We start from the raw sequence: 12310 nt of genomic DNA on the forward strand, positions 1-12310 counted from the left end.
TCCAGGCACACCACAAAAACTGTAGGAGCTTGCCTGCAAGCGATGAGGCCGGTACTGCCGACGTCTTCAGTGCCTGGCCCACCGCCATCGCCAGCCTGCTGGCGATGAGACCCGCCCGCCCACCCGCCGCAGGCTTGTCTGGTGCGGCAAAACCCTCAGAAACAAAAAAGCCCCGCGACCGAATGATACGCGGGGCAAAGAATTGGTTGGTTGCGGCCAACCAAAGGAGCTCTTTAAAAAACGGAATTACTTGCTGGCGACCGTCTCCGGCTGCCAGCCGCCACCCAGGGCCTTGTAGATCGCGACGATGCCGCGGTACAGCTCGACTTCAGCCTGGGCCTGGCTGTCTTCGGCGGCCAGGCGCTCGCGTTGGGCGTCGAGCAGCACCAGGAAATCGGCCGTGCCTTCGCGGTAGCGGATCTCGGCGAGGTCGGCGGCCTTGCGGCTCGACTCGCTTTGACGGATCAGCGAGATCAGGCGCTGTTGGCGCTTGCCGTAGTCGCTGAAGGCGTTCTCCGATTCCTCGAGGGCCAGCAGCACTTGCTGCTCATAGGTCGCCAGGGCGCCTTCGGCGTCGGCATCGGCGCCGCGCAGGCGGGCCCGCACGCTGCCCAGGTCAAACGCCGCCCAGGTGATGCTCGGGCCGAGCGCCCAGGCGTTGGCCGCCGAAGAGCCGATCTGCGAACCGCGCCCGGCCGTCCAGCCGAGGAAGCCGCTGAGGCTGACCCGAGGGAACAGGTCGGCCTTGGCCACACCGATGCGCGCCGTGGCGGACGCCAGTTTGCGTTCGGCGCTGAGGATGTCCGGACGGCGTTGCAGCAGTTCGCCCGGATCGCCGATCGGCAACGCCTTGGCGATTGCCGGCAGGTCTTTGGGGCTCAGGTCGACGGTCAGCTTGTCCGGGCGCTCGCCCAGCAGCGTGGCGATGCGGTTCTTCTGGCGAACCTGCTCGGCCTGCAACTGCGGCACGCTGGCTTCCACCGACGCCAGGCGCGCATCGGCGCGCTCCACGTCGAGCTGATCGCCCACGCCGGCATCCCGCAGGCTGACGGTGATCTTGCGCGACTCCTGCTGGTTCTCCAGGTTGGCCAGCGCGATCTTCTCGCGCAGCTGCGCGCCGCGCAGTTGGCCGTAGGCGTCCACCAGTTCCGCGATCATGGTCACCTGCAGTTGGTACAGGTCCGCCTCGGCTGCCTGCTGATCGGCCTCGCTGGCTTCCAGGTTGCGCTGGATGCGGCCGAACAGGTCCACTTCCCAGGCCATGTCCAGGCCCAGGTCATAGCGTTCGCTGTTGACCCGGCGGGTGGTCTGGCCGGGAATCTGTCCCTTGGCCAGGTCGCTGCTGGCGCGGCTGGTGATGGTCGGCATGGCGTCGTTGCTGACGTCGTCACGGATCGCCCGGGCGGCTTTCCAGCGGGCGAACGCTACGCGCAGCTGGCGGTTGCCTTGCAGCGATTGGGTCACCAACTGGTTGAGGGTCGGGTCGTCGAACTGCTGCCACCAGATGCCTTCGAACTTCGAACGGTCGAAGTTCTTCTGGCCGGCGGCGCCATCGGTGGCGGCCGTGATGTTGGCCGCCTCCGTGGCTGGGGTCTTGTAGTCGGGGCCGACGGCGCAGGCACTCAGGGCCAGCACCAGCAGACTCGGCAGGAAGACTTTCAGACTCATTGTTGCGCCTCCAATTGCAGGGCCTTGGCCGCTTTGCGGGCTTCGCTGCGTTCCACGAAATTGCGGATCAGTACATAGAACACCGGTGTCAGCAGCAGACCGAAGAAGGTCACCCCGAGCATCCCGGAGAACACCGCCACACCCATGGCGTGACGCATCTCGGCACCGGCGCCGGTGGAGATCACCAGCGGCACCACACCCATGATGAACGCGAAGGAGGTCATCAGGATCGGCCGCAGACGCAGACGGCACGCTTCCAGCACCGCCGCCAGCGGGTCGAGGCCTTCCTGCTGCTTGTCCTTGGCGAACTCGACGATCAGGATCGCGTTCTTGCACGCCAGGCCCACCAGTACGATCAGGCCGATCTGGGTGAAGATGTTGTTGTCGCCGCCGGAGGCGATGACACCGGTGATGGCCGACAGCAGGGTCATCGGTACGATCAGGATGACCGCCAGCGGCAGGCTCCAGCTTTCGTACTGCGCCGCGAGCACCAGGAACGCCAGCAATACGCAGAGCGGGAACACGAACAGCGCGGTGTTGCCGGCCAGGATCTGCTGGTAGGTCAGGTCGGTCCACTCGTAGGTCATGCCGTTGGGCAGTTCGTCCTTGAGCAGCTTCTCGATGGCGGCCTGGGCCTGGCCGGAGCTGTAGCCCGGGGCCGCCGCACCGTTGATTTCAGCGGTGATGAAGCCGTTGTAGTGCATCACGCGGTCCGGCCCCGAGGTGTCGCTGACCTTGATGAAGGTCGCCAGCGGGATCATTTCGCCCTTGTTGTTGCGTACCTTGAGCTGGCCGATCTGGTCGGATTCGAGGCGGAACTGCTGTTCGGCCTGAACGTTGACCTGATAGGTGCGCCCGAAGCGGTTGAAGTCGTTGGCATACAGCGAACCCAGGTAGATCTGCAGGGTGTCGAAGATGTCGCTGACGGCCACGCCGTGGGTCTTGGCCTTTTCGCGGTCGATGGCGGCATCGACCTGCGGCACGTTCACGGTGTAGCTGGTGAACAGGTTGGCCAGCTCCGGCACGTTGTGGCTCTTGGCGATGATGTTCATGGTTTCCTTGTACAGCTCTTCGTAGCCCAGGTTGCCCCGGTCTTCGATCTGCAGGCGGAAACCGCCGATGGTGCCCAGCCCCTGTACCGGCGGCGGCGGGAAGATCGCCATGTAGGCTTCCTGGATCCCGGCGTACTGGCCGTTCAGGGCCCCGGCGATGGCGCCGGCGGACATGCTCGGGTCTTTGCGCTCGTCGAACGGCTTGAGGGTCACGAACACGATGCCGGCGTTCGGGCTGTTGGTGAAACCGTTGATCGACAGGCCAGGGAAGGCCACGGCGCTTTCCACGCCCGGCTGTTTCAGGGCCAGGTCGGACATGCGCTTGATCACGTCTTCGGTGCGGTCCAGGCTCGCGGCGTCCGGCAGTTGGGCGAAGGCCACCAGGTACTGCTTGTCCTGGCCGGGCACGAAACCGGTCGGCGTGCTGGAGAAACCGAAGAAGGTCAGCACCATCAGGCCGGCGTAGAGCAGCAGGGCGATGCCGCTGCTGCGGATGACCCGGCGCACGGTGCCGACGTAGCCATGGCTGGCCCGCACGAAGAAGCGGTTGAACGGACGGAACAGCCAGCCGCCCAGCAGCTTGTCGAGGATGCGCGAGAAGCGGTCCTTCGGTGCGTCATGGCCCTTGAGCAGCACGGCAGCCAGTGCCGGCGACAGGGTCAGCGAGTTGAACGCCGAGATCACAGTGGAGATCGCGATGGTCAGGGCGAACTGCTTGTAGAACTGACCGGTGAGGCCGGAGATGAACGCCGCCGGAACGAACACGGCGCACAGCACCAGCGCGGTGGCGATGATCGGGCCGGTCACTTCGCCCATGGCGCGTTGGGTCGCCTCGAACGGGTTGAGCCCCAGTTCGATGTTTCGCTCGACGTTCTCCACCACCACGATGGCGTCGTCCACCACGATGCCGATGGCCAGCACCAGGCCGAACAGCGACAGGGCGTTGAGCGAGAAGCCGAACAGGTGCATCACGGCGAACGTACCGATCAGCGACACCGGCACCGCCACCAACGGGATGATCGAGGCGCGCCAGGTCTGCAGGAACAGGATCACCACCAGCACCACGAGGATCAGGGCTTCGAACAGGGTGTGAACCACCGCTTCGATGGAGCCGCGCACGAAGATCGTCGGGTCATAGACGATGCTGTAGTCCATGCCTTGCGGGAAGCCTTTCTTCAGCTCTTCCATCTTCGCCCGGACCTCGTTGGAGATCTCGATGGCGTTGGAGCCCGGACGCTGGAAGATCGGGATCGCCACGGCCGGCTGGTTGTTCAGCAGCGAGCGCAGGGCGTACTGGCTGGAACCCAGTTCGACGCGGGCGATGTCCTTGAGGCGGGTGATTTCACCGTTATCGCCGGCGCGGATGATGATGTTCTCGAACTCTTCCTCAGAGACCAGACGGCCCTGGGTGTTGATCGACAGTTGGAAGCTTTGCGCGTTCGGCGCGGGCGGCGCGCCCAGTTGGCCGGCGGCCACTTGGCGGTTCTGCTCACGGATGGCCGTCACCACGTCGGTGGCGGTCAGGTTGCGCGACGCGGTCTTGTTCGGATCCAGCCACACCCGCAGCGAGTAGTCGCCCATGCCGAACAGCTGCACGTCGCCGACGCCGCCCAGGCGGGCGAGTTCGTCCTTGATGTTCAGGATCGCGTAGTTGGACAGGTAGAGCATGTCGTAGCGTTTGTCCGGGGAGGTCAAGTGCACAACCATGGTCAGGTCGGGCGAGGCCTTGTCGACGGTGATGCCGATGCGCGTCACTTCCTCGGGAAGCTTGGGCTCGGTGCGGGTCACCCGGTTCTGCACCTGCACCTGCGCGTTGTCCAGGTCGGTGCCCAGGGCGAAGGTGATGGTCAGGGTGATCTTGCCGTCGGCGGTGGACTGCGAGGACATGTACAGCATGTTCTCGACGCCGGTGATGGCCTGCTCCAGCGGAGCGGCCACGGTCTCGCCGATGACTTTGGGGTTGGCGCCCGGGAAGTTGGCCCGCACGACGACGGTCGGCGGCACGACTTCCGGGTATTCGCTGATCGGCAGCTGGAACAGTGAAATCGCACCGGCGATCAGGATCAGCAGCGACAGCACCGCTGCGAAGATCGGCCGTGAAATGAAGAATCTGGAGAAATTCATCGGAGTCGTTGTCCCTTAACCGCGTGGGGTCGCAGCAGCCAGTTTCACAACCGAGCCCTGCGCGCCCTTGGCGGGTGCGACTTTGGGCAGGTTGCTGGCTTCCAGCGCTTGTCGTTGTTGAGCGAGGGCCGCGAGGGTCTGCTCGCTGGCCATCGGAACCACTTCAGGGGAGACCGGCGAACCCGGACGCACCCGTTGCAGCCCCTTGACGATGATCGTGTCGTCCTTGTTCAGGCCGTTGCGCACGATGCGCAGGCCTTCGATCTTCGGCCCCAGTTCGACGGGGCGGTAGGCGGTCTTGTTGTCCGCATCCATCACCAGCACGAACTTCTTGCCCAGGTCTGTGCCGACCGCTTCGTCGTTGATCAGCATGGCGTTGTAGGTGCCGCTGCCGACCAGCTTCAGGCGGGCGTAGAGGCCTGGGGTGTAGGTGCCGTCGGTGTTGTCGAACACCGCGCGGCCGCGGATGGTGCCGGTCTTGGGGTTGACCTGGTTGTCGACGAAGTTCATCTGGCCCAGGTGCGGGTTGCCGTCTTCGTTGGACAGGCCCATGTACACCGGCGTGGTGGCGCCGCGCTGGCCCTGGCGGGCGAGCTGGGTGTACTTGAGGAACACGCGCTCGTCGGCGTCGAAGTAGGCATAGACCTTGTCGGTGGAGACCACGCTGGTCAGCGCCGTGGTGTCGGCGGTCACCAGGTTGCCGGCGGTGATTTCGGCACGGCTGACGCGGCCGCTGATCGGAGCGGTGACGCGGGTGAAGCTCAGGTTCAGCTTGGCCAGGTCCAGTTGCGCCTGCAGGGCACCGACGGCGGCACGGGCTTCCTGGGCGGCGCTGGTGCGCGAGTCGGCCAGTTCAGCGGAAATGGCGTTGCTGGTGCGCAGGCGCTCGCCGCGGACGGCTTCGTTTTCGCTGCGGGTGGCGTTGGCGCGGGCCTGGGCGACCAGGGCTTCGAGGCGACGCACTTCGGCCTGGAACGGACGCGGGTCGATCTGGAACAGCAAATCGCCTTTCTTGACCAGCGCGCCTTCGGTGAACGCGACCTCGTCGATCTGGCCGGAGACCCGCGGACGGATTTCAACGGTTTCCGGCGCCTCCAGGCGCCCCGTGAACTCGTCCCACTCGTTGACCGGCTGCTCCAGCACCTTGGCCACGCTGACCTTGGCGGCCGGCATGTTGGCGGCGGTCTGCGGAGCCTTGCCGCAGGCGCTCATCACGAGCACGGCCAGGAGGGCCAAGGGGAAGCGCAAATGTTTGAGTGATTGTTCCATGGATACATCCGCCAAAGTATTGAAGATGGGCGGATGATGATCGGCAGGGTAATGGCAAACGAATCGAATGGCGCGAAGGTAACTATCATTCGGAATGATATAAGCAGCGCTCAAGCCCTCTAGCATGCGCCTTTCGTTAGGGGGCTATCAATCGAGCTGGCGACAATTCTGTCTTGCGTCGGGTGCAAAGGTGAAGCCGATGGTTGCCGGGCCGCGAACGGCTTGCCCCGCGCGCGCCCTCGAACCGGGCCAGGGCTGAGCGGAACTCCGCCAGCCCTGGCCTGAAGCGCGTCGCGAGGGCAGGTACGACCGGGCGACCTGGACAGGGTCACTCCGCCCGTGGGGCCATCAGCGAATTCAGCTCGCCATAGGTGTGGGCCTTCAAGGCCTGGGTATCCAGATGCCCGTGCTCCAGGAAGCTGCGGGCCAATCCGCCCATGGCGCCATACAGGAACTCGGCGATGGCCGAGCCTGCGCTCAGGCGCCTGACGCCGAGGCGTTGCAGCTCATCGGGAGCGGCCAGGCCTGCGCGCCACAGCAGGTTGACCGGCAACCTCGATTCCCGGCACACCGCAGCGATTTCATGGGGTTCGACCACGCCGGCGGCGAACAGCCCGTCCGCACCTGCGTTGGCATACTGCGCGGCACGCTTGAGAAGTTCTTCCAGGCGCTGCTCGGCGGGCAGCAGGTTCTTGAGGTAGACGTCGCAGCGCACGTTCACGAACAGGTTGACTCCGTGCCGTTCGGCGACCTTCCTGGCGGCGTCGACCTTGCGGATGAGCAGGTCGGGGGAGCCCACGCCGTCTTCGATGTTGACCCCGACTGCACCTGCGGCGATGACGGCGTCGATGACGTTGGCGACCTGTGCGGGATCGTCCGAATAGCCCCCTTCGATGTCCACGGTCAGGGGAACGCTGAGCACCCGGGTCATCGAGGCGATGGTGGAGCGCAGCAGCTCCAGCGGAAGCTTGTTGCCGTCCTGATAGCCATGGTTCCAGGCCATCGCCGCGCTGCTGGTGGCCACGGCTTTGCTGCCCAGGCGCTCGACGAGGCGCGCGCCGCCGGCATCGCCCACGTTGGCGAGCATCAGCAACCCTTGCCGATGAAGATCATGAAAAACGGTATCCAGTGCTGCCATGAAATCCTGCTCCTTTGAACATCCTGTTGATGGATCACTGCCAAGGTCAAACCGCGACCGTGCGTTCGCGGCATCGGAAGATGCACTGTAGCCAATCGTTACGGGATTCGCCCGCGCCTGGGTCGTCGCCATGGCGGTAGCCTGGGCGTGTATGCGTTCGTGGCAATGGCGTGTGCAAGTTATGTACGTGCCGATAAAGGCAACAACCGGGAATCATAGACTTCCCGAAGTGTGATGGAAGTCTTGATTTGAGTAATGCAGGGAATCTTGCGAAGTGTCTTTTCAATGAACTCGGTGTACAGGGAAATACTTTTGCAGACGATCTTTATCAAGAAGTCATAGTCCCCTGTCACATTGTAAAGAGCGACGACTTCCGGGCAGGAAGTAATCTTTTCTTCCAGTTTTCGGGTGACGTCTTCGGTATGTGAATCGACGGAGAGATGAACGAAGGCGGTGACTTCGAAGCCCAGGGCCTCTTTGTTCAGGATGGCCTGGTAGCCCTGGATGAAGCCTTCTTCCTCAAGGCGCTTGAGCCTGCGCCAGCAAGGCGTTTCACTCATGGAAAGAACTTCCGCGAGTTTTGAAGTGGTCGTCAGGCAGTCGGTCTGCATGATGTTCAGGATCTTCAGATCGATCGCATCGAGCACCGTAGAGTTCTTTTTCAAATCAGAGTCCTTTCTGGCGTGCCATGAGCAAGTGCAGTCCTTATAACTTTGCCATGGTGCCAGCAACGGATAGGGTGCGCAACATTTTGAAATGAGCACGGGCCATCCTCCCGTGGCTTATATTGAATGTCACGGGATGGTTACATATAGCGCCAGAACAACCGGTCAACTAATGAGCTGTTTGGATAGGGCGTCCTTTAATGGCCGGTCGGTCAGCGTCGTGTGTCAGGCCTCCGCGCCTTGGGTCTGCAGGTCATCGCCCCGCGATCCTGCGCGCTGGCGGCTGGCGGCGCGGGCCAGGAGGGGCGTGGCGATGCCGGCCAGCGCAAACACGAGCCCCAGGCCGATCCATCCGGCGGCCCCGCGCTCCACCACGGCGATCGGCAAGATCGCGGGGAAGACCACGGTCATCAGGTTCGCCCCCAAGGCATACACGCTCAGGTAGTAGGCCCGGTTCTCGGCCGGCGCCAGGTAATAGGAGATCCCCCAGGCGCCCGCGCATTGCCACAGTTCGCCGAAGGTCATCACCACACAACCCAACAGCAGGATGCCCGCCGCGAGGTAGGGCGACTGGTCGGCCGTGGTCATGGCCACCATGGCGCAAGAGAGCGCCAGGGTAATCCCGGCGTAAAGGTGCTTGCGCGCGGCATGCACCACTTCGTTGCCGCGTTTGCTGAACGCCAGTTGCAGGGTGATGGCCATGATGCCGTTGACCACCAGGATGAGGCCGATCAGGGCCTTGGGCGCCTGGGTCTTGGTCAGCAGCCACAGAGGCACGGCGATGGTCATCACAGCCTGGTGCAGCGAAAGGATGCCGTTGCACAGCGACAGCGAGAGGAAGTTGAGGTTCTTCAGCGGATGCGCAGCGACGGCCGCCGGCGCGCTCTCGACCTGTTCCCGGGCAGCAGCCTGAGGCAATTTGGCCACCACGAGGAGCACGGCCGAGATGAGGAACGCCAGGGCATTGGCGATCAGCAGGCCGATCACGGCGTTGGGGCTGCTGGCGACGCCGACGACGATGGCGAACACGCCTGCGGCGAGCATGTAGGCGACGTTCCTGACGATGGCCACCTTGGACATGGTCTTGACGTAGGCATCGGACTTGACCGCCGCCCCCACCAGGGTCTGGATGATCGGCCACACCGCCTGTTCCACGCAGCCGATGAAGCAGGCGATGAGCAGGAACGCGTAGAAATCGTTGACGAACGGGTAGATCAGGAAGCCCAGCATGCGCCAGACCTGCAGCACCGCCAGCACCCGGGCAGCGCCGAGGCGGTCGGCGATCCGGCCGATGGGCACCGTGCAGACGAGCCCGCAAAGCCCCGCCAGGGCCAGGCCGATGCCCACCTGGACGCTGCTCAGGCCGACCACCTGGGTATAGAAGAACGTGGCGCCTGCGAGGAAGAGGCCGCGCCCGGAAGCATCGACGAAGGCAATGAGCAACAGCAGCAGAGAGGCACGCTCGTGCGAGACCGGTGCCTTGTTGGAGAAGCGACTGCGTACAGACATCAGGCTATTCCTTTAGAGAGAGAAGCAGCGCCTGCCGGTGGCTCGGGCCCGCCCGGACGACGCGCAAGGCGCCGCCCGGGTGACCCGAGCCTTGTCCGGCACTAGGCTTGCAGGCGCTGGCGCAGGCTGAGCGGGCGCATGTCGGTCCAGGTCTCCTTGATGTAGGCCAGGCACTGCGTGCGGTTGCCCTGTTGCCCTGTCGCGTGCCAGCCGCCGGGCAGGGGGCGCTCGGCCGCCCAGAGGGAGTATTGCTCTTCGTCGTTGATCACGACGAGATAGAGGCCGGTGTCTTGTTCTTCGGTGGTCATGGTTGAACGTCCTGAAAATGTTGAAAGCTAGCGTTTTTCCGATTGGCCGGGCGGCTTAGGTCTTGCGGATGATCAACATGTACATCTGGCCGTGCAGGCTCGGGAATTTGGCCTTCAGCGCAAGATCCATGTCCAGCAGGTTGCGGATCCTGGCGGGCCCGTCCTGCTGCAGGTCGAGCTCGTAGCCCAGCGATTCGGGGAGCAGGCCCAGCGGACGGATTTCCTCGACCGCGAAGCCCTGCGCCCGGGCGATCTCACTGGCCTCGCCACGGCTGATGGCGTTCTGTCGCATCAGTTCCTTCTGCTCGTGGGAGTAGATCGAAAGGTAGGTCAGGTGCGGGCACTCGATGTCCCAGGTCGAGATCACGCAGAACCCGCCCGGCACCAGGCAGCGATGGATTTCCGACATGACCCTGGAGAAGTCTTGCCTTGGGAAGTGCGCCGCCGTGCCCATCATGCAGGTGATGAGGTCGAACTGAGTGCTTTCGAACGGCAGCGCCCTGGCGTCGCCCTGGTGGAAGTCCGGATTGAGCGCGCCGCCGGTCTTCTGCCGGGCATACTCGACCGCCCTGGGTTCCAGGTCGACGCCAAAGGCCTGGATGCCTTGCCGGGCCAGCAAGGTCGGGTAGCGGCCGGTCGCGGCACCGATGTCCAGGCTCCTGCGGAACGGGCCGTAATGCTTGAGGCAATCGAGCATGTTGACCAGCTCGAGGGATTTCTTGGCTTCGTCCTCGGGCACGGAGCAGTCGTAGCGCATGTAGGCCGCCACGTCGTAGTCCAGTGCGGCATCGGCGGCCTTGTCGGCCTTGTCCAGCGCGAATTCGGCGATCACCGAGAGCAGCCGTCCGCGCTGTTCGGCAACGCCCGCCAGTTGGGTGGCCCGTGCGGTCCCTGGGGTAAAGCCGCGTTGCGCGGCGGGGTCGAGCAGTTCCAGGATCAGGCTGGCGTACCAGTCCTTGTCGTCGCTTGGGCGCAGGCCGTCAGGTTGCGCGCCCTGGCGGCGCAGGTGCTGCAGCCGGGCGTCGGCGTCGAGGTAGTCGGGGCTGAGGGTAAACACCACTTCGTAGTATTTCTGGGCCTCGGCGAAGGATCCCTGCTCCTGATGGATGCGCCCCAATGTGTAGAGGGTTTTCTTGGCTTCTTCGCTGACGGTCAGTTCGCGGGCGCGGCGGAAGGCCGATTTCGCGGCGAAATGATGGCCGGCCATGAGGAAGCTCTCGCCGGCCAGGGTGAAGCTCTTGAGCTTCATCCGGTCATCCTGGCCCGCCCAGGTGAAGTGCCGCGCCGCCAGATGCCACTCCTGACGCTTCTGGTAGGCCTGCGCCAACAGGAAATGGCTGGTGCAGTGGCCGGGGAACAGGCGGACATCCTCGGCCAGCAGTTTGATCGCCAGCGCCTCCCGGTCGGCCTGGCTCAGTCGCAGCGATCCGCCGTTCAACCAGTCCACGGCATATTCGATCAGCCCCGTCTGCCCGAGCTGGGCGAGCAGCGCCTCGGCCGCGTCGCGCTGTTCGGCCTCGTCGGCCAGCTGTTCTGCGTTCATCTGCAGCAGGTCGATGTGCTGGTTGAAGCTGTCGTGGGCATGGTTGACCAGCAGCTTGACCGTGCCGTCGGTGCAGCCTGAAACGACGAACGAGCCGTCTTGCGAAATGCCGGCGGCCCAGACCTCACCGCCGGCCCGGCAGGCCCAGAGCGGTTTGCCTTGGCGATTGAGCAGGCGAAGGGTGCCGTCGGGCGAACCGATGACGGCCGTGCCGCCCGCAGAGACCGCGACGCTGGAGATGCCTGGTGCGGCCACCACGGCGGTGGCTTCGCATTGCCGCAGGCCGTCGCCTTCAAGCAGCAGGGCCGAGCCGTCTTCCAGGGCGACGATGCCCGCAAGGCCGGTGTGGGACACCGCGCATTTGACCGCCGTGCACGGCAGCTCGTGCAGCGCCACGATCCCGGCGTCCTGATCCAGCACGCTGAGCAGGCGCTCCCGGATCTTCAGCAGGCTGGCGCTGTGGCTCGAAGCCGCCGACGAAGCGGCCGGCTCAAGATGGCGGGCCTCGGCCTGCCGGAGCTCGTAGCCGCTGGCGCTGCGGGTGACGATGTGTTGTGTCTGGTCTTGGCAGAGGACGACCAGTCGTTCGCCGTCGGCCGAAAGGCTGATGTCGTAGGGCGCCGACGCCAGGGGGACGCTGAACAGCGCTTGGCCGTCGGCATCGAAGACGCTGACCGTACCGCTGCCGTCTGACGCCCTTTGCGTACCCGCCGCGACGCAAGGCGTGGCGCTGATCGCCACGCACGTGAGTTCATCCGCGAAATGCTGCGACCAGCACGGTCGGCAATCGCGGGTCAGCACCGTGAGGGTGCGGTTGCGGCAAGCGACGGCAAGCAACGCGGCATCCGCCGTGAGGCAGAGGCCGGTGACGGGCGCGCCGAAGTTGCGGCTCCAGAGCTCGCTGTGAGGCGCCTCCATGAACAGGCCGCCCGAATGGGCCGGGTTTGCACGCAGGTCGCAAGGCTGCTGTGGCTCGGCTGCTTTTGCCTGGAGATAGGCATCATTGTTGAAGTTGGTCATGGACACTCCTTATC

8 protein-coding genes are annotated in these 12310 nt (G+C 64.5%); all 8 read right to left on the minus strand.

Annotated features, from left to right (window positions below; genetic code table 11):
- Positions 1-246 precede the first annotated feature (246 nt).
- Positions 247-1668 (minus strand): efflux transporter outer membrane subunit, encoded by a 1422-nt coding sequence (locus KVG96_RS10080; protein WP_217891895.1) that lies wholly within the window; start codon positions 1666-1668, stop codon positions 247-249.
- Complete coding sequence (locus tag KVG96_RS10085) at positions 1665-4844, minus strand: efflux RND transporter permease subunit (RefSeq protein ID WP_217891896.1); 3180 nt, start codon at positions 4842-4844, stop codon at positions 1665-1667. Before KVG96_RS10085 ends, KVG96_RS10080 begins: the two co-directional genes overlap by 4 nt.
- Positions 4845-4859: 15 nt before the next feature.
- Positions 4860-6113, minus strand: a complete 1254-nt coding sequence (gene mexE, locus KVG96_RS10090) for a multidrug efflux RND transporter periplasmic adaptor subunit MexE (RefSeq protein ID WP_085583235.1) — start codon at positions 6111-6113, stop codon at positions 4860-4862.
- Between the two features lie 328 nt (positions 6114-6441).
- Entirely contained in the window at positions 6442-7251 is an 810-nt protein-coding gene (locus KVG96_RS10095) for an isocitrate lyase/PEP mutase family protein (RefSeq protein ID WP_217891897.1), read from the minus strand.
- 179 nt (positions 7252-7430) lie between these two features.
- Positions 7431-7916 carry an Lrp/AsnC family transcriptional regulator gene (locus KVG96_RS10100; protein WP_217891898.1) on the minus strand — a complete coding sequence of 162 codons (486 nt, stop codon included), beginning with the start codon at positions 7914-7916 and terminating at the stop codon, positions 7431-7433.
- Between the two features lie 225 nt (positions 7917-8141).
- On the minus strand, positions 8142-9425 hold the full coding sequence (locus KVG96_RS10105) for an MFS transporter (RefSeq protein ID WP_217891899.1): 1284 nt from the start codon (positions 9423-9425) through the stop codon (positions 8142-8144).
- A 101-nt stretch (positions 9426-9526) separates the two neighbouring features.
- Positions 9527-9733: an MbtH family protein gene (locus tag KVG96_RS10110; RefSeq protein ID WP_217891900.1), complete on the minus strand. Its 207-nt coding sequence runs from the start codon at positions 9731-9733 to the stop codon at positions 9527-9529.
- A gap of 55 nt (positions 9734-9788) precedes the next feature.
- The gene (locus tag KVG96_RS10115; protein ID WP_225927238.1) at positions 9789-12296 is read right to left on the minus strand and encodes a methyltransferase domain-containing protein; all 2508 of its coding nucleotides are present in this window, start codon (positions 12294-12296) and stop codon (positions 9789-9791) included.
- Positions 12297-12310 lie beyond the last annotated feature (14 nt).

The organism is Pseudomonas ekonensis (assembly GCF_019145435.1).
Taxonomy (GTDB): domain Bacteria; phylum Pseudomonadota; class Gammaproteobacteria; order Pseudomonadales; family Pseudomonadaceae; genus Aquipseudomonas; species Aquipseudomonas ekonensis.

Bases quoted from the DNA above. Each gene is read 5' to 3' on its own strand.
- KVG96_RS10110 (WP_217891900.1), bottom strand. From the start codon at position 9,733: ATGACCACCGAAGAACAAGACACCGGCCTCTATCTCGTCGTGATCAAC.
- KVG96_RS10105 (WP_217891899.1), bottom strand. From the start codon at position 9,425: ATGTCTGTACGCAGTCGCTTCTCCAACAAGGCACCGGTCTCGCACGAG.
- KVG96_RS10080 (WP_217891895.1), bottom strand. From the start codon at position 1,668: ATGAGTCTGAAAGTCTTCCTGCCGAGTCTGCTGGTGCTGGCCCTGAGT.
- KVG96_RS10095 (WP_217891897.1), bottom strand. From the start codon at position 7,251: ATGGCAGCACTGGATACCGTTTTTCATGATCTTCATCGGCAAGGGTTG.
- KVG96_RS10115 (WP_225927238.1), bottom strand. From the start codon at position 12,296: ATGACCAACTTCAACAATGATGCCTATCTCCAGGCAAAAGCAGCCGAG.
- mexE (WP_085583235.1), bottom strand. From the start codon at position 6,113: ATGGAACAATCACTCAAACATTTGCGCTTCCCCTTGGCCCTCCTGGCC.
- KVG96_RS10085 (WP_217891896.1), bottom strand. From the start codon at position 4,844: ATGAATTTCTCCAGATTCTTCATTTCACGGCCGATCTTCGCAGCGGTG.